Origin of the sequence: Sinorhizobium chiapasense, from assembly GCF_036488675.1 — a bacterium.
GTDB lineage: Bacteria > Pseudomonadota > Alphaproteobacteria > Rhizobiales > Rhizobiaceae > Sinorhizobium > Sinorhizobium chiapasense.
Genome location: NZ_CP133148.1, coordinates 1049875 through 1068208, shown reverse-complemented (window position 1 = coordinate 1068208; position 18334 = coordinate 1049875). Strand labels below are relative to the sequence as shown.

The window sequence follows — 18334 nt, the reverse complement described above, 5'->3', positions numbered from 1 at the left end:
CCCGATCGCTTATGTGCACCATGGGACATCACGATGCCGATGCTCAACCGCCGAACGTTTCTCCAGGGCTCGGCCGCGCTTGGAGGCGCTTTCGCGCTGGGCGCCGGCGTTGCCGCTCGAGCCGGCGCCTCTCCCGATCCGCAAGTCCTGACGGCGCAATTCGCGGAAGCAAGGATCGCGGCCGATGGCGTGACGCCCAAAATCATGACCTACGGCCTCGGCGACGCCCCACACGCGAACGTGCCCCCGGTCTTGAGAATGCGCAAAGGCGAGACCTATGCGGCAAGACTGGTGAACCGGCTGGACGAACCGACCACGGTCCATTGGCACGGCTTGCGGATTGCCAATGCGATGGATGGCGTGCCGGAAATGACCCAGCCTTACGTCTATCCCGGCGACAGTTTCGACTATGTCTTCGCGCCACCCGATGCCGGTACCTTCTGGTACCACCCGCATTGCAACACGCTCACGCAGATCGGCCGAGGGCTCGCGGGTGTGATCGTCGTCGAGAACCCCGATGACCCGGTCTTCGACGCCGAAATCATCCTTAACCTCCGGGACTGGCGGCTCGGTGCGGGCGGCAAGTTCATCGACCCGTTCAAGCCCCGCGATGCCGCCCGGGGCGGCACCTATGGCACGGTCAGGACGACGAATTGGCAGCGCGAGCCGGTGTTCGAGGCGCCCGCCGGCAGCCTGGTCCGCGTGAGGATTGCCGCCATCGACGTAACGCGCATCTACACGATAGCGCTCGAGGGTGCGGCCGCAAAGGTGATCGCGCTCGACGGCAATCCGGTCGAAGTCCCCTTCCCGCTCGATCGCCTCGACGTCGGCCCCGGGCAGCGCATGGATATCGTCGTGCGGATGCCGGAGGCGGAGGGGCAGACAGCAAGGCTCGGCAATTACCGTGGCTCGCAGCCTTGGACCATCGCGACGATCCGGGCGGTGGGAGCCTCGCTCAAGCGCGACCTGCGCGGCATCGCTCCCTTGCCCGCCAATCCGATCGCGGAAGCCGACCTCTCCACCGCCAAACGGATTCCGCTCGAACTGACTGCAACGGCCGAGCACAAGGCAGCGCCCTCGATCTGCGGCTCGCTCGGCTACACCTTCTGGGCGATCAACAAGGTTCCGTGGCCTGGCGATACGCCGGATCCGATCACGCCGATTGAGGAATTGAAGCTCGGCAAGAGCTATGTGCTACAGATCTCCAATCGCACGCCGCACGCGCACCCGATCCACCTGCACGGCCTGAGCTTCCGCATCCTGAATTCCAACAAGCGGAGCTTCCTGCCGCCGCCGACGGACACCATCCTTCTCCTGCCGGACGAACAGGCGGAAGTCGCACTGGTTGCGGACAACCCTGGCGACTGGGTAATCCACTGCCACATCATCGAACATCAAAAGACCGGCATGACCGGTTATTTCAAGGTGGTCTGACAATTTCGATTGTGACGGCGGCCGCGAAACGATACACGGAAGGGCAAGCCGCATTCTTGCCACAGTGATTAAAAACCCGATGATCCAAACCACAGTAGATCTAGAGGCCGCCTGCAAACGGTTGGCCCAATCAAGCTATATTACGATCGACACCGAATTCCTGCGCGAAACGACGTTCTGGCCGGAGCTCTGCCTGATCCAGATGGCGAGCCCCGATCTGGCCGTCATCGTGGACCCGATGGCGCCGGGCATCGACCTCGCGCCGTTCTTTGCGCTGATGGGCAACCCGGACGTGATCAAGGTTTTCCACGCCGCGCGCCAGGACATCGAGATCATTCATCATCTCGGCAACCTTATCCCGCATCCGCTCTTCGACACGCAGGTCGCGGCAATGGTTTGCGGCTTCGGCGACAGCGTTTCCTACGACCAGTTGGTCAACCGCATCAAGAACGAGCAGATCGACAAGTCCTCGCGCTTTACCGACTGGAGCCGCCGACCCCTCACGGACAAGCAACTCGACTACGCACTCGCCGACGTCACGCATCTGCGGGAGATCTACCAGTATCTGACTGCGGAACTCGCCCGCGAGGGTCGTTCGTCCTGGCTGGCCGAAGAGATGGCTGTCCTGGAAAGCCGGGAAACCTATGACCTCCACCCGGACAACGCCTGGCAGCGGCTCAAGATGCGCACCAAGAAACCGATAGAGCTCGCGGTCCTGCAGAAGGTCGCGGCTTGGCGCGAACGCGAAGCGCGCGCGCGCAACGTTCCGCGCGGGCGGATACTCAAGGACGATGCGATCTACGAGATCGCCCAGCAGCAGCCCAAGGACGCCGAGGCGCTGGGCCGGCTCAGAACCATTCCCAAGGGGTGGGAACGTTCAAGCGCGGGCACGGCCGTCGTCGAGGCCGTGAACGAGGCACTTGCCATTCCGAAGGCGGAACTGCCGCGCCTGCCGCGCCAGAACCATGCTCCAGAGGGTACTGCGGCAGCCGGCGAAATGCTGAAGGTACTCTTGAAGCTCATCGCCGAAAAGGAAGGCGTCGCCGCCAAGATCATCGCCAACAGCGAGGACCTCGACAGGATCGCCGCCGAAGGCGAGAAGGCCGATGTGGACGCGCTCAAGGGCTGGCGGCGGGAGCTTTTTGGTGAGATGGCCCTCAAGCTCATCAACGGCGAAGTCGCACTGCGCTTCGTCGGCAAGCGGATCGAGGCGATGGAAATAGGCGGTTGAAATGTCGCAGGTGAGAAAACAACTTTCCGCCTGAATCCAGCCATAGCGAGGACGCATCAAAAGAGCTGATCCGGGCCGAACGGCGTTGGATAAGCCCTCTCAATGCATTGCGGATCGCCGCCCGATCCGCAATTGTCCTGTATGTTTTTCCGGTTCCGGGGCTTCCGCGCATGCGCTGGAGATTTTCCACGCTTGAGTTCATCCTGTTGCTGCTCGTCGTCGCGGGCAGCGGCGTGGCCTATGCCTGGGTGATCTACGGCGACGGCGGACTGATCGGCGCGATCTATGCGCTGTTCGTCTGTATGCCGATCCTCGCGTTCGAACGGCGGATCATCTTCCGGCGCCTCTACAGGAAGATTCACGGCCTTTCGACGCCAGGCTTTCTGATGTCTTCCATTGCCGTCTATGTCGCGCTCGTCTATGCCGGATTTGCAATCGCAGGATCGCTTCTGCGTCTGGTGGGCCATCCCGGCGAGATGATGCCATCGCTGAATGTACTCCTCATCGCACTGGCGATCTCCGGCCCGATCATCTTTGTCCTGAGGGTGCGGGAACTGCTCGGCCGCAACGTATTCCTCAGCCTGCTGACCGGGCGCTACCGCAAGCCGGTGCATGAGGAGCGTGTGTTCCTCTTCGTCGACCTCGCGGGCTCAACCTCGTTCGCCGAGCGCTTTGGCGATCTGCGCACTCAGGAATACCTCGGAAGGCTGTTCGCAACCATGGCCGATCCGGTGCTTCGCTACGGCGGTTCCATCGATGACTATGTCGGCGACGCGGCGGTCATTACCTGGCCCTTCGATCGCGCCATCGCCGACGCCGCCTGCATCCGCTGCGCCTTCGATATTCTCGACCGGATCGAGACGGATGCCCACCGCTGGCGCAAGGATTACGGCGAGGTTCCTCGCCTTCGCGCCGCACTGCACGGCGGAACCATCGTTGCGGCCGAAATCGGCGTCGACAGGCACAAGATCACCTACTTCGGCGACACGGTGAACACCACGGCGCGCCTCGAAGGTCTTTGTCGAACGCTCGATCGGCAGATCCTGATTTCCGCCGACCTGCTGCGGCGCATGCGCCTGCCCGCCTTCCTGCGAAGCGAAGACCTTGGCGAGCACGAGGTCAAAGGGCGCGGCCAGAAGCTTGATGTGTTTTCTCTTCGCACTGCCAACCTCCTTGACGGCGGGTCGAAGGCTTCCGCCGAGACTAACCGTGCAGCTTTGCCCCCTTCGTGATCTTGTCCACGAGCTTCTTCTCCGCATGGATCGCGATCCCCGCCACCCGGGCATTGTCGGGTGCCGACTTGGAAAAGACTTCCCGGTTGGCGGCGTCGTGGCCGGTCGAGAACATTTCGTCGATGTAGATGGAGGTGCGAACACCCTTCGCCAAAGCCCGCCGCTGAATATCTCCGAGCGTGACACCGCCTGCCGAGAGGACGATGATGGGCTGGATGCTTAGCGCGTTGTAGACATGGCCGGCGGCATCGCGATACGCCTCTCCGATAATCTCCGGCTTCTGCCCGACAATGCCGGTGGCAAGGAAGGCTGTGACGTTCAGTTTCTGCCACATGGCGAGGTCGTCCCGCAGGACGATTGCAAACTTCGTCTCGAACATCGTGATCACTTTATCTCCGCATTTTTCCCGGCAACATTAACGCTCGAAGTGACTGTAGATCTTGAACGTTTGAGCAAGGTATCGAGTGTCACCAAAGCTTCACGAGGCTGTAAAACAAGCATCAATCAGCCGTCATCAAACGCGCCTATCGGGGACCGGTCTCAGACCTCCAACCCATGGTGAACTTCATGACGAAAGCATTTTTCGCCTCCGCGGCGCTGGCACTTGTAATGACGACAACGGCACTTGCCGAGGAGAAGGTGTTTCCGGCAACGCTGAAGGCGCATGCCATCCTGCCGGCCAACACGATCATCGCAGCACCGGCTGACGCGGCGGACTATCTCAAGACCTCGGGCAAATTCACGACGGCCGACCGGAAGCGTGCCGTCGAACTCGGCAGCGTGCCCGGCACGGACGGTGTGCGGCCGACCGGCTTGTCGCTGCCTTTCAATGGTCAGCCGATGCAAGGCTTTTCCGGCATCAAGACGATGCCGGACGGGACCTTCTGGAGCCTTTCCGACAACGGGTTCGGCAACAAGCTGAACTCGACCGACGCGATGTTGATGCTGCATCACCTCAAGATCGACTGGGATGCCGGCAAGGTCGAAGCGCTGCAAACCGTTTTCCTGTCCGATCCGGACCGCAAAGCGCCCTTCCCGACCGTCATGGAAGGCTCAGCCAACCGTTATCTCACCGGCGCCGATTTCGACGTGGAATCGATCCAGCCGGTCGAAGGCGGCTTCTGGGTAGGCGAAGAGTTCGGCCCCTACATCCTGAAATTCGATACGGCCGGCAAACTGACCGATGTCATTCCGACCGTTGCTGACGGCAAGCCGGTGATGTCGCCCGACAATCCAACGCTGACGCTGCAGGCGGACCCCTCCAAGAAAATGCCCGCCTTCAACCTGAAGCGTTCCGGCGGCTACGAAGGCCTGGCGATGTCCAAGGACGGCAGCAAGCTCTACGGCCTGCTGGAAGGGCCGATCTGGACCGATAATGAATCGGTCGAGCAGGCCGACGGTCGACCGGCGCTCAGAATCATCGAACTCGATGTCGCCAGCAAAGCCTGGACCGGCCGCAGCTGGCTCTATCCGCTCTCCGAAGGTGGCGAGGCGATCGGTGACTTCAACATGCTCGACGAGAAGACTGCGCTGGTCATCGAGCGCGACAACGGGGCCGGCACTGTCGACAAGGCATGCGCAGACCCGAAGGATCCGAAACCTGACTGCTTCGCCGTCGGCTCGAAGCTCAAGCGCATCTACAAGATCGAGATCAGCGACGAGAACGCCGGCAAGGCCGTGCGCAAGATCGGTTACATCGATCTTCTCAAGATCGCCGATCCGGAAGGCAGAAAGCGCCAGGGCGGCGGTGATGGCTACTACGACATGCCCTTCGTTACGATCGAGAACGTCGATCGCGTCGACGACACGCATATCATCGTTGGCAACGACAACAACCTGCCCTTCTCCGCTGGCCGCGCCATCAACAAGGCGGACGACGATGAGTTCGTGTTGCTCGAAGTCCGCGAATTCCTGAAGGCCGAATGAATCAACTGCAGTTTCGGTTTCCTTAAATCCTAGCCGATTTAAGGATAAAAACATGCAGAAATTCAAAGCGCTACAGCGTCCTTTGCGCGTCTGACAAGACGCGCGGCGCTGTACGGCGGCTGCGCGATCCAAGCGCAGCCGTCTCTTCGCAATGGAGCTGCGTAACCCCGATCAGTTTTCGAAATGGAAGGCGAGTCGCTTGCCTGTCAGCTTGCTGAGCTGCTGAAGACGGCCATCCAGCCGTTCGCCCTCGAACTCGGAATAGGCCGCCGGCACGACGAATTCGAGATCGACATCCGGACGCGGCGATCGCCGCAAGCCGAGGTGGCGCGTGACACCCGGCATCGACGCCGAGAAAAGATAGGCGACGCGCAGCAGGCCGCCCAGCAGCTTGGCGAGTTCGAGCAACCGCTCCGTCGTGATACCCGCGAGGGGCTCGGTGGCACCGTCGTCGTTAAGGCCTTCGAAACGGTAATAGTTCGCAAGGGCGATATAGGCCCGGCCGGCATGCGTGATGCCGGAAAAGGACGAGTGCGCGATGATGTTGAGCGCCTGAAGTCCCCGATAGTCCGGATGGGCCCGCCAACTGATGTCGGCGAGCAGGCAGGCAGCCTGGCGGTATCGGCTCTCCTCTTCCGTCTCCTCCACACCGAAGTGCGGCACCATGCGCCCGGTCCATTCCGCAAGTTCGCGGGCGTGCTCGGGCGAGCGGGCGCGCAGGATCGCGATCTCGTCGGCGGCCGTCAGCAACGGGTCCAGCACGCGTTCGGCTTCGGAAAGCAGCGAGAAAAGATAGCCCTCGCGAACGCCGAGCGCAGAGAAAGAGATCCGCCCCGGCTTCATGATCGAGAGGGCTTCCTGCATCGTTACGGCCCCGAAGGGCAACAGGCTGCGGCGGCTCTTGGAGATTGTCGCGTAGGCAGACGGTTTGATGTTCTTGGGCTCGATCACTTCGGGCAGGAGAGACATCGCCTCGTCATAGGAAATCTCATAGCCCTGCATCATATGCAGCGGGTAGTTGCGAGCTTCCATATGAAGCTTGGCGATCGACCGCCATGTACCGCCGACGGCGTAGAACGTGCGCCCCGTGCCGCCCTTCAGCACGGCCGCTTCTTTCATGAACTTGCGGACCCAGGTCCGCGCCTTCGGCAGCGAGCCGTTGCTGTGTTCGAAGAGACGGATGCCGCCGAGCGGTAGTGTAATGCCTTTGCCGATGCGCTTGCCCTCGACGTCGACGAGTTCGAGGGAACCGCCGCCGAGGTCGCCCACGATCCCGTCGGGATCGTGATAGCCGCTGACAATGCCCATGGCCGAGAAATGGGCCTCCTGCTCGCCGCTGAGGATGCGAACCTTGCAACCGAGGATAGCCTCCGCCTTTTCGATGAAAGACGGACCGTTGGAGGCTTCGCGCGCGGCGGCCGTCGCCAACGCATACATCGTGGTGGCCCGCGCCTGATCCGACAGCGCCCGAAAGCGCTGAAGCGCCTTCAGCGCCCGTTCGACGTTCTCTTCCGCCATCCGGCCAGTCGCATCGATGCCCCTGCCGAGGCCACACATGACCTTCTCGTTGAAAAGCACCGCCGGCGCGCGGCTGAGCCCTTCGTAGATGACAAGGCGAATAGAGTTGGAACCGATATCCACAACGGAGACCGGCCGGATGCCGGGCAGACGCCCCTGCGCTTCAGATTCTACCATGCAATTCCAGTTTACTTGCGCCAACCGCTTTTCCAGCCGGCTATCAGCTTTGGTGCACTGGACTTCAGAGCCTCCCCCCGACCCGAGAGGCTGGGGTTGGTCATGAAATAATGCTGCGCATTGAACGGCTCGGCATCCTTGCCGACTTCCATGCGGCGTGACGTCCCGTCCGGAAGTATCTCGTAGCTTTGCTGGTTGTCGATGAGATTTCCCAGCATGATCTGCGAAAGAACCTGTTCGTGCACAGTCCGGTTGATGAGAGGCACAAGCGTCTCGACCCGCCGATCCAGATTGCGCGGCATAATATCCGCCGAGCCGATATAGACAAGTGCATTTTCGGACGGAAGGCCATGACCGTTGCCGAAGCAGAATATGCGCGAATGTTCAAGGAAACGTCCGACGATCGACTTGACCCGGATGTTCTCGGAAAGACCGGGAAGCTGCGGACGCAGGCAGCAGATGCCGCGTACGACGAGATCGATTTCGACGCCGGCACGGCTCGCCTTGTAGAGCGCGTCGATGATTTCCGGGTCGACAAGCGAATTCATCTTCATCCAGATCGCGGCAGGACGGCCCGCCGCTGCATGCCCGATCTCTTCCTCGATATGCTTGAGGATCCGCGGCCGCAGCGTGTGCGGCGAGACCGCCAGCTTCATGCCCGCTTCCGGTTCACCATAGCCCGTGATGAAATTGAAGATGTTCGCCATGTCGTGAGCGATCACCGGATTGCAGGTGAAGAACGACAGGTCGGTGTAGATCTTCGCAGTGACCGGGTGATAGTTGCCGGTGCCGAGGTGGCAATAGGTCCTGAGCTTGCCTTCCTCTCGACGAACGACCATCGACATCTTGGCGTGCGTTTTGAGTTCGATGAACCCGAAGACGACCTGGACACCCGCACGCTCAAGGTCACGCGCCCAGCGGATGTTTGCCTCTTCATCGAATCGCGCCTTGAGCTCGACAAGCGCCGTCACCGACTTGCCGGCGTCGGCGGCATCGATCAGGGCACGCACGATCGGGCTGTCGTTCGAGGTGCGGTAGAGCGTCTGCTTGATCGCCAGCACGTCCGGATCGCGCGCCGCCTGCAGGAGGAACTGCACGACGACATCAAACGATTCGTACGGGTGATGGACCACCATGTCCTTTTCGCGGATCGCCGCCAGGCAATCGCCGGCATGCTCGCGCACGCGCTCGGGGAAGCGCGGATTGTAAGGCTCGAAGCGCAGATCTTCGCGCGGCGCCTTGGTGATTTCCGAAAGCGTGTTCAGCGCAAGAAGGCCTGGAAGCACCGCGATACGGTTTTCCGGAACCCCGAGCTCCTGCACCACGAACTGGCGCAGCGATGCCGGCATTTCGGAGTCGGTCTCGATGCGGATGACCGAACCGCGACGGCGCCGTTTGAGGGCCGTCTCGAAGAAGCGAACGAGGTCTTCTGCCTCTTCCTCGACTTCGATATCGCTGTCACGAATGATACGGAAGGTTCCCGAACCCTGCACTTCGTAACCTGGGAAGAGGCGGTCGATGAACTGGCTGACAACGTCCTCGAGCGTGATGTAACGGATGACGTTCTTCACATCCGGCAGGCGGATAAACCGGTCGAGCGCCACCGGAAGGCGCAACAGCGCCGTCATCGGCTCGCGGCCCGTCTTGCTGACGAGTTGCAGCCCGATCGAAAAGCCGAGGTTGGGGATGAACGGGAAAGGATGCGCCGGATCGATCGACAACGGCGTCAACACCGGGAAGATCGACTGATCGAATTCGTTGGCGAGCCAGCTCCGGTCCTGAGCGGACAACGAGGCAGGCCGGACGATGAGGATGTCTTCCTTCGCGAGGTATTGCTGCAGGACGGCGAGCGACGCCTGCTGCTCCATCTGCAGGTTGTCGATTTCCTTGAGGATATCGTCGAGCTGTTCGGCCGGCGTCTTGCCGTCGGGGCTGCGAAGCGCAATCCCCTGACGCACCTGGCCTTCGATACCTGCGACGCGGACCATGAAGAACTCGTCGAGGTTGGCGGCCGAAATCGACAGGAAGCGGACGCGCTCCAGCAAGGGATGCGCCGTGTTCAGCGTTTCCTCGAGGACGCGGCGGTTGAACTGAAGCCAGGAGAATTCGCGATTGATGAAGCGCTCGGGGCTCGTCAGCAGGTCTATCTGCTCCGCAGACGTCTCATGTTCGATGATTGCCGACGTCGCCTTATCCATACCCATCAGACCCCATTACTCCAGATGCACGAGCTATCCCAGTTTGACGACGGAACTGTGACAGTCAATCCGGCGGGTGGGGATTTCCAAGCTCCGCCAGCACCTCCGCCGCCAGGGCGCGTGTCAGCCGCGTGCCACGGGCAAGCGCGAGGTGATCCAGTCGCTCGACGATCGTCTGGGCCGCCTCCAGCGAGCGCTCCATGCGCGCCACGATGTAACCGACAAGACGCTCATCGACGAAGAGCTGGCGGTCGGCGAAGAGCTTCACGAGCACCTGCGTCAACAGTTCGTCGTCCGGCTCACCGATTTCGACGACCGTGGCCGCCTTCAGGCGCGAGCGGAGATCCGGAAGCGTCACCGGCCATGACATGGGCCACAGGCGCGATGTCATCAACAGCGCGGTGCCGTGCTGGCGCACGCTGTTGATGACATGGAAGAGCGCCGTATCATCAAAGCCCTGGCGATCGGCATCCTCGAAGAGAACTGGCTTATGGGCCGCTATGTCGGCGGCATCCGAGCCGGCGACGGGATGAATCGCCTCGGCTCCCGCCCTCTCACACCAGATACTGGCAAGATGCGACTTCCCGGAGCCGACCGGTCCCGCGATGATGACGACAGGCGATGGCCAGTCGGGCCAATGGTCGACGATAGCGATGGCAGCGCTCAGCCGATCGGAAACGAGCAGATCCTCGCGACCGGTGGCCGGATCATGGCCGAAAGCGAGCGGCAGTTGTTCGAACGGACGTCTTGTCATGCTGTACTCTGGACAATGGCGCGACTCAGCGGGGCTCCTGGCCTTCCGGCTGCTTCTCCGCGGCTGTCCTATGCCCGTGATAGAGATCACTATCAAGGTACCGCTGTATGCCGAAACGAACAAGGACGCCGATCGCGGCGGCGGCCGGCACGGCGACGAGAAGGCCGACGAAGCCGAAGAGGGCACCGAAGGCAAGCAAGGCGAACATCAGCCAGACGGGGTGCAGACCGACGCTCTTGCCGACCAGCTTCGGCTGCAGAATGTTGCCCTCGATGAACTGGCCGCTGAAGAACACAGCCAAGACGAGCAGGATCGTAATGTAATTCGGCCAGAACTGGACCAGCGCCACGCCAACAGCGAGCACGAGACCCACCATCGAGCCGACATAGGGGATGAAGCTGATCATACCGGCGAAAAGGCCGATCAGCAGTCCGAAATTGAGGCCGACGAGCGACAGGCCGATGGCATAGTAGAGGCCGAGAATAATGCACAGCGAACCCTGGCCGCGCACGAAGCCGGCAATGGTCGTGTTCATCTCGCGGGCGATCTGGCGGACGATGTCGACGTAATCGCGCGGCACCCAGCTGTCGACCTTATCGACCATGCGGTCCCAGTCGAGCAACAGATAGAAGGCCACCACCGGCGTGATGATGAAGAGCGAAAGAATGTCCAGCAGTGCCATGCCGGAGTTCCACAATTGCTGGAACAGCGTGCCGAGGAAACTTGCGCCCTGTTCGAGCAGCTTGGCGGAATTCTGCTTGATCGCCGCCATCTGGTCCGCAAGCCAGTCCGGGAGCAGCGTCGTTTGGCTATCGGTGAGGAAGGCCTGAAGGCTGGCGATATAGCCGGGCATCCTCTGGACGAAGTCGGCCGCCTGCGTGAAGATCAATGGGATGATGATCATCAGCGACAGCGCCAGCACGACGACGAAGGCAACAAGAATGAGGATCGTCGCCATCAGCCGGCTGAGGCCCAAACGCTGCAGCCGGTCGGCGACAGGATCGAGGAAATAGGCGAGCGCCATACCGGCGAGGAACGGCAGCAGGATCGAACTGAAGAGCGTGAGGAAGGCGATGAAGCCGGCGAGCACCAGCAGCCAGAAGACGATCTGGCGCTTGAGACTCACACCGCTGACCTGACTGCCCATTGCGCTCCCCGTCCCGCGTCCGGCGCAAACGCCTCGCGTTCCATCCATTTGCACGAGATAGGGCGCGGTGCGCACGCTGGTCAAGCCCGCCGCCTTTGATGCGGAGGCAAATCGGCCCCTCGCCGCTCGAAAGGCCGTGAGATGCGGGTAAAATGGCAAAAAAAGCCGGCAAGCGTTGGCAGTTGGCTTGCACTCCTTGCCCCGCCGTGCCAATCGCATCCGCAAAATACGACGAGCCTTGGAGAACGAGCATGAGCCAGTCGGGCAAGAATGGTCTCACCTATAGCGACGCAGGCGTCGACATCGACGCCGGCAACCTGATGGTGGAGAAGATCAAACCCCATGTGCGCTCCACGCGACGCCCGGGCGCCGATGGAGAGATCGGTGGTTTCGGCGGTCTCTTCGACCTGAAGGCTGCCGGTTTCACCGATCCGGTCCTTGTTGCCGCGAACGATGGAGTCGGCACCAAGCTCAAGATCGCCATCGACGCGAACAAGCACGACACGGTCGGCATCGATCTCGTCGCCATGTGCGTCAATGATCTCGTCGTGCAGGGGGCGGAACCGCTGTTCTTCCTTGACTATTTTGCGACCGGCAAGCTCGACCCGGACCAGGGTGCCGCGATCGTTGCCGGTATCGCCGCCGGCTGCCGCGACGCGGGTTGCGCGTTGATCGGCGGGGAAACAGCCGAGATGCCGGGCATGTATTCCGGCGACGACTACGACCTCGCCGGCTTTGCCGTCGGCGCGGCCGAGCGTGGCCAGTTGCTGCCGGCAGGCGACATTGCCGAAGGTGACATCATCCTCGGGCTCGCCTCTTCTGGAGTGCACTCAAACGGCTATTCGCTGGTCCGCAAGATCGTTGCGCTTTCCGGACTGGCCTGGGACGCGCCCGCCCCGTTCGGCGAAGGCACGCTTGCCGATCTTCTGCTGACACCGACGCGCATCTACGTAAAGCCGCTCCTGAAAGCGATCCGCGAGACGGGAGCGCTCACGGCGCTCGCGCACATCACCGGCGGCGGATTTCCCGAAAACATTCCGCGCGTACTGCCGAAGCACCTTGCCGCAGAGATCGACCTCGACGCGATTAAGCCGCCGGCGGTCTTCTCCTGGCTTGCCAAGACCGGCGGGGTCGCCGCCAACGAAATGCTGCGCACGTTCAACTGCGGCGTTGGCATGATCGTCGTCGTTCCGGCGACAGAGGCTGAAAAGGTCGCGACGATACTTTCGGGCGAAGGTGAAACGGTCTTCACGCTCGGCCGCATGGTCGCGCGTGCCGAAGGCGCCGCGGGCACGATCTACAAGGGCAGCCTCTCCCTATGAACGCGACTACGGCTAAGAAGCAGGTCGTCGTCTTCATTTCCGGCGGCGGCTCGAACATGCTTTCACTGGCGAAAGCAGCAGCGGAACCGGACTTCCCCGCCGAAGTCATTGCGGTGATCGCCGACAAGGCGGAGGCCGGTGGCCTGGCCAAAGCAGCCAGACTCGGCATCCCGACCTTTTCGTTCGTCCGAAAGGATTTCGACAGCAAGGAAGCGCACGAAGCGGCGATCCTCGCGGAACTTGATCGCCTCCGGCCGGACATCATCTGCCTTGCCGGCTACATGCGGCTGCTGTCGGCAACGTTCATTCAGCGCCATGAAGGCCGCATCCTCAATATTCATCCGTCGCTTTTACCGTTGTTTCCCGGGCTTCACACCCATCAGCGCGCAATCGACGCCGGCATGAGGCTTGCCGGCTGCACGGTCCATTTTGTCACCGAAGCCATGGACGACGGCCCGATCATCGCGCAGGCCGCGGTTCCAATCCTCGCCGGCGATACGGCGGAAACGCTCGCCGCACGCGTTCTGACGGTGGAACACAAGACCTATCCGCTGGCGCTGCGGCTCGTCGCCGAGGGCAAGGTCGAAATGAAAGACGGGCGGGCTGCAAGCCATGCGGTAGGCGAGGCATCGGGCGTCCTCGTTTCTCCCGCGATCTGACAGAGGTCCTTGCGCATCACCTCGCCGCCGCAAGGCGGCGGTCGAGCGCGTCGAGCACACGGCCTGTCAAGGCGGGGTAGTTCTCGTCGAAATGGTGGCCACCCTCGATGGCGACCACATCCACGCCCGAAGATTTCAGACCCGGGCAGGCGTCGTCGTCTTCGTCGGTACCGTAGATGCACTGGACGAGCGCGGGATCGATCGCCTTGAGATCGTTGATCGGGTCACCCCCCTCGCCCTCCGCACCCAGCCAGCCAAGAACCGAGATCTTGTAGTCAGCATGATGCGAGAGTGCCATGAGCGTGAGCTGGCGCACGCGCTGACTATCCGCTGACGGGAGCAGGTTGTATGTGCGCGGCAGGATGTCGGCACCGAAGGAATAGCCGATCAGCAGGACGTTTCGGACATTCCACCGCTTTCGATAATAGGTGATGATCCGCGCAAGATCGTCGGCGGTCGCTTGCGGCTGGCGTTCGGACCAGAAATAGCGCAGCGAATCCACCCCGACGACCGGAACGCCCTCTCGCTGCAGGATATTGCCGACCTCTTTGTCGATGTCGCGCCAGCCGCCGTCGCCCGAATAGATCACGGCCATCGTGTCGCGCGTGGGCTTCGCATCGAGGATCGTCAGCGGAAGTCCGAAAGGGTTTTCGGCTTCGCCGCCCTCGGCGATCGACCCTGAAAGCGCATCCGAAAGCGCCGTATGGGCATCATCCCCGATATCGCGCGTTTCGATCTCCGGATGTTTGGCGACAAGTGCAGTCACGTGATCTTTCCCCGCAGCGGAGGCAGCGGGCGAAAACATGACGGTCACGGGATCGGGCAACAACCCGTCGGTCAAGCCGTAGACCATGCGGTCGCCCTTTCGAACCTTCTCAGCTGGCGTACAGAGCTGCTTCGTCAATGAGATGCCCTCTTCGGGATCGACCGCAACCGTCTGACCGATGGTCGCAGCCGGGGACTGCGCGGCGATCGCCAGCGCCATCGCCCCGCCGGCGCCGACGCCCGCGACGATCGGCGGTCGATAGGCGCTACTCTTGTCGGCGCGCTGGACCTGCTGGCTCAGCGATTCGATATCCGAGACCGTGTAAATGCAGTCGCCGTCATCCTTCGCAAGCGAAGCGAGATAGGCCTTGAGGTCGACGCCGATGACGAGTGCCTTGTCCTCTGCAAGCGCACGCGCGACCCCGTCTTCCTTCGCCGTCCACCCGGCGGCATCCGAAAGGAGCACGACAACCGCGGAAGCCTCTCCCTTGGGGAAAAGGACATGCGGCGACGGGATCATGCCGGTATCGAACTGCGGTGTGTCGCCGGCCCACGCATGCAACGAGGTTGCCGCAACCAGGGCCGCGGAAAGGGCGAGCTTCCAGATCTTTCGCATGCCGGTCATTTTTTTATCACTCCCTTGAGGCCGCGGCCGATGAGGAACGTCGCGTCCATCAAAGCCAGGATCGGATTGAGCCCGCCGCTCGCCACAAGGTAGCGCGGTTGCCAATGCGGGTGGAACTTGGATTTGAAGGCGCGCAGGCCCTTGAAGTTGTAGAAGCGTTCGCCGTGCTCGAAAAATGCCCGGCCGGCGCGATCCCATACGGGCGCCATCTGCCTGGAAGACATGCCGGAGAGCGGCGCCATGCCGAGATTGAAGCGCCGGTAGCCTTGCGCCTTGAGGTATTCCATCAGCTGAACGAACAGGAAGTCCATCGAACCTTTGGGCGCGTCGGGCGAGAAGCGCATCAGGTCGATCGAACCCTCTGCCTTGGTCGCAGTCGTGAGGATATTGGCGAAAGCAACGATGCGTCCGGCGCATTTAAGGACAGCGACCGGCTGCTCTGCCAGGTATTGGGGATCGAAGGCTCCGAGGGAGAAACCCTTCTCGCGTGCGCTGTGATGCGCGAGCCAGGCATCCGAAACTGCCGCAAGCTCCGGCAGGATTGCCGGCACGCTTTCGGGCTCAACTATGGAGAATTCCAGTCCGTCGCGCTGGCCGCGGCTGACCTGCTGGCGCAGGTTTGCCCATTTTCCACCCTTCAACTCGAACCGCGTAAGATCGACCTCGGCGAGTTCGCCGAGACGGAACGCCCGCAAACCGGCATCCGCATAGTACGCGAGCCCCAGCGGCGAAACCTGGTAGAAGACGGCCCTGCAGCCTTTGGCTCTGGCGGTCTCCATGAACTGCCAGATGAGATCCGGCCAAGCTTCCAGGGGACCGACGGGATCGAAGAGAGCGATCCAGGAACGCGCCCGCCGACCATACATGATGAAGGCGCTGCCGTCGGGGGAGAACATGACGCTTTTGTCGCCCATCCGCACGAGGTTGGAATCCGACATGTCCTGGGCATCGACAATGGCGATCGCCCGGTCCAACGCCTCTTCCGATGCCGGCTCCACCGTCGTCGTGGCCGGACGCATCAGGCTCCAGATGGCGATGGCGCTCGCCCCGATCGTGACGCCCAGCAAGGCGCGAAGTCCGCGCGGCGCTTCGGCCGAAAACTCGAACTGCCACCAGAGTTCATGGCTATATTCGATATCGCGATAGACAAAGAGCAGGACGACGAACGCCCCCAGGCAGATGACCCCGATCGCGGTCAGCCACGGCGGGGTCAGGGCCTGACCGAACAGTGATGCAGGGCGAACGAAAAGCCGGCGGCTCGCAAGCAGTCCGACGACGAAGAATGCGAGCATGCCCGCTTCCGCCAACGCCACCGCCTTCAGCAACGACAGCAACAATGCAGCCGCCGCGATCACGATCGAGGCCCACCAGGCACCGTCGAGGCGCAGCGCCAGTCCCCGTGCGACGATGACCAGCGCCAGGCCGAGCAGGCTCGCGAGGAAATGCGCGCCTTCGACAAGTGGTAGCGGAACATAGCTTTCAAGAAACGCCAGATTCTCGTCCGGCGTCGGCGTCACGCTCGAAAGCACCAGCATGATGGCGAGCACGAGTGCCAGCGTGGCGAGGAGCGATGGAGCGATCCGGCCGCCTATGCGGCGGACGTTCGATGCAGCGGGGTGACCGGCGAACTGACGAACCTCCACGCCGACAATCACCACAATCGCCATCAGCAGCGGCAGCACGTGGTAGACAAGGCGGTAGAGAACCAGCGCACCGAGGATCGTATCGACGTCGACCGCGCGGCCGAGTGTTGCGATCATCACCGCTTCGAAGACGCCGAGCCCCGCCGGCACATGGCTGAGCACGCCGACGCCGACCGCGAACGAATAGACCGCCAGGAAGGCGGGCCAGCCAATCGTTCCCGATGGCAACAGAACGTAGAGAACGCTTGCGGATGCGGCAAGATCGAGCGCTGTCACCAGGAACTGTCGGGAGGCGGTTCTCGAGTCGGGCAGACGCAGGGCGAGACGTCCGATGCTGACTTCGCGGCCCTCTCCGGCCAGGATGAAGGTGATCAACAGGCCGCCGAGCACGACCATGGCGATGATCCGCAGCCAGAACGGTTCGAGCCCCGTCAGCGGAGCGACGTATTCGCCGACGGTCAGCAAGCTGAGGCTAGTGACAGTGGCAAGGCCGAGCCCGAAGGCAAGCGTCACGAAGGCGATGACACGGGCTATCTCTTCCGGCTGCAGGCCGAGCCGGGAGTAGGACCGGTAGCGGATCGCCCCGCCGCTCAAGGGCCCGAAGCCGGCGGTGTTGCCGACGGCATAGGCACAGGCGGCCGTAAGCGCTACGTCGGCGTAAGGCAGCTTGCGCTTGATGTAGTCGAGGGCGGCGACATCGTAGAAAGTCAGCGCGAGGAAACTCAGGCCTGTGAACAGGACTGCGGCTACGACCGATTTCCAACTGGTGTCCGCCAATGCCGAGACGACCTCGTCATAGTGCACCTCGGCGGTCAGATGAAAGATGGCCGCTCCGAAGAGCGCGATGATGAGAAGCGTACCGACGGCGGAAAAATAGCGCTGATTGCGCCTCAGAAACGGCCGCCACCCCGCTTCGTTCCTTTGCTCTTCATTGACTTCAGGCTCTGAGGCGGAGGGGAACGTCATAGCTCGCCCATGTCATTGTTGAAGACAAGAAGCGCTTTAGCCCACGCGAACGCAATCAGAAAGTGAAATATCGGTAATGTAGATTAATCAAAGGCCTATGATGAAATAGAGGCGCGGTTGAGCATTGCCCATTGTAGCAGCATGATGGTCTTGGCGTCGCAGATTTCGCCGGTACCGATCATCGCCACCGCTTCCCCGAAGGGAATTTCAAGCACTTCGATGTCTTCGCCCTCATGGGCGAGCCCGCCGCCTGCAGCCACTTTCTTCGAGGTATCGATGCGGCCGAAGAAGAAGCTCGTTCGTTCAGTCACCGAACCCGGAGTCATATAGGCGTCGAAGAGATGTATGGCGCTTTCAATGCTGTACCCGGTCTCCTCCATCGCTTCGCGACAAATCGCCACCGCCGGCTCTTCACCGTCGAGAAGGCCGGCCGGCGCTTCGATCAGATATCCCGGCTCGCCCTGCAGGAAGACGGGAATGCGAAGCTGGCGGACGAGGACCACTGACTGCCGCTCCGGATCGAAGAGCAGGATTGTTGCGGCGCGACCATGGTCGTGAATCTCACGAACCAGCCGAGCTGTTTGACCGTTGGACATTTCCTGTTCAAGCGTGACCTCTTCGATGCTGATGAAGCCTTTCCAGAGGGTTTTTCGGTCGATGATCCGGACGCGCGGGTCGGCATGTTCCGTCATGAGAGATCCTTGTTGAAAAAGGGAACCTGGCTGAGAAACCCGACA

Annotated in this window: 14 protein-coding genes; 6 read left to right on the top strand and 8 right to left on the bottom strand. The window is 61.9% G+C overall.

Annotated features, from left to right (window positions below):
• Nucleotides 1-33: 33 nt before the first annotated feature.
• The 3 genes from RB548_RS05095 to RB548_RS05085 all read left to right on the top strand — a co-directional run bounded on the left by RB548_RS05095 (nucleotide 34) and on the right by RB548_RS05085 (nucleotide 3897).
• Nucleotides 34-1434: a multicopper oxidase family protein gene (locus RB548_RS05095; RefSeq protein WP_331373944.1), complete on the top strand. Its 1401-nt coding sequence runs from the start codon at nucleotides 34-36 to the stop codon at nucleotides 1432-1434.
• 79 nt (nucleotides 1435-1513) lie between these two features.
• Nucleotides 1514-2665 carry a ribonuclease D gene (gene rnd, locus RB548_RS05090; protein WP_331373943.1) on the top strand — a complete coding sequence of 384 codons (1152 nt, stop codon included), beginning with the start codon at nucleotides 1514-1516 and terminating at the stop codon, nucleotides 2663-2665.
• A gap of 170 nt (nucleotides 2666-2835) precedes the next feature.
• Complete coding sequence (locus RB548_RS05085; protein ID WP_331373942.1) at nucleotides 2836-3897, top strand: adenylate/guanylate cyclase domain-containing protein; 1062 nt, start codon at nucleotides 2836-2838, stop codon at nucleotides 3895-3897.
• Here RB548_RS05085 and RB548_RS05080 read toward each other — a convergent pair.
• Nucleotides 3869-4276 carry a DUF2000 family protein gene (locus RB548_RS05080; protein WP_331374886.1) on the bottom strand — a complete coding sequence of 136 codons (408 nt, stop codon included), beginning with the start codon at nucleotides 4274-4276 and terminating at the stop codon, nucleotides 3869-3871. The genes RB548_RS05085 and RB548_RS05080 overlap by 29 nt on opposite strands.
• A gap of 188 nt (nucleotides 4277-4464) precedes the next feature.
• Between RB548_RS05080 and RB548_RS05075 the strand changes: the two genes are divergently transcribed.
• Complete coding sequence (locus RB548_RS05075; protein WP_331373941.1) at nucleotides 4465-5823, top strand: esterase-like activity of phytase family protein; 1359 nt, start codon at nucleotides 4465-4467, stop codon at nucleotides 5821-5823.
• A 171-nt stretch (nucleotides 5824-5994) separates the two neighbouring features.
• Here the strand turns inward: RB548_RS05075 and ppx are convergent, their stop codons facing one another.
• The 4 genes from ppx to RB548_RS05055 all read right to left on the bottom strand — a co-directional run bounded on the left by ppx (nucleotide 5995) and on the right by RB548_RS05055 (nucleotide 11617).
• Entirely contained in the window at nucleotides 5995-7518 is a 1524-nt protein-coding gene (ppx, locus tag RB548_RS05070; protein WP_331373940.1) for an exopolyphosphatase, read from the bottom strand.
• A gap of 11 nt (nucleotides 7519-7529) precedes the next feature.
• Nucleotides 7530-9716, bottom strand: coding sequence for an RNA degradosome polyphosphate kinase (locus RB548_RS05065; protein WP_408642410.1), 2187 nt, complete (start codon nucleotides 9714-9716; stop codon nucleotides 7530-7532).
• 64 nt (nucleotides 9717-9780) lie between these two features.
• Complete coding sequence (gene hdaA, locus RB548_RS05060) at nucleotides 9781-10470, bottom strand: DnaA regulatory inactivator HdaA (protein ID WP_331373938.1); 690 nt, start codon at nucleotides 10468-10470, stop codon at nucleotides 9781-9783.
• Between the two features lie 25 nt (nucleotides 10471-10495).
• Complete coding sequence (locus RB548_RS05055) at nucleotides 10496-11617, bottom strand: AI-2E family transporter (protein ID WP_331374885.1); 1122 nt, start codon at nucleotides 11615-11617, stop codon at nucleotides 10496-10498.
• A 251-nt stretch (nucleotides 11618-11868) separates the two neighbouring features.
• Between RB548_RS05055 and purM the strand changes: the two genes are divergently transcribed.
• Both purM and purN read left to right on the top strand, forming a co-directional pair.
• On the top strand, nucleotides 11869-12939 hold the full coding sequence (purM, locus tag RB548_RS05050) for a phosphoribosylformylglycinamidine cyclo-ligase (RefSeq protein ID WP_331373937.1): 1071 nt from the start codon (nucleotides 11869-11871) through the stop codon (nucleotides 12937-12939).
• A complete protein-coding gene (purN, locus tag RB548_RS05045; protein ID WP_331373936.1) occupies nucleotides 12936-13598 on the top strand; it encodes a phosphoribosylglycinamide formyltransferase in 663 nt (220 codons plus the stop codon). The genes purM and purN overlap by 4 nt, the downstream gene beginning before the upstream one ends.
• A gap of 16 nt (nucleotides 13599-13614) precedes the next feature.
• Here the strand turns inward: purN and RB548_RS05040 are convergent, their stop codons facing one another.
• The 3 genes from RB548_RS05040 to RB548_RS05030 form a co-directional block, all read right to left on the bottom strand.
• On the bottom strand, nucleotides 13615-14988 hold the full coding sequence (locus RB548_RS05040) for a virulence factor family protein (RefSeq protein ID WP_331373935.1): 1374 nt from the start codon (nucleotides 14986-14988) through the stop codon (nucleotides 13615-13617).
• Nucleotides 14985-17597, bottom strand: a complete 2613-nt coding sequence (gene mprF, locus RB548_RS05035; protein WP_331373934.1) for a bifunctional lysylphosphatidylglycerol flippase/synthetase MprF — start codon at nucleotides 17595-17597, stop codon at nucleotides 14985-14987. The genes RB548_RS05040 and mprF overlap by 4 nt, the downstream gene beginning before the upstream one ends.
• 95 nt (nucleotides 17598-17692) lie before the next feature.
• Nucleotides 17693-18289: an NUDIX domain-containing protein gene (locus RB548_RS05030; protein WP_331373933.1), complete on the bottom strand. Its 597-nt coding sequence runs from the start codon at nucleotides 18287-18289 to the stop codon at nucleotides 17693-17695.
• Between the last annotated feature and the right edge of the window lie 45 nt (nucleotides 18290-18334).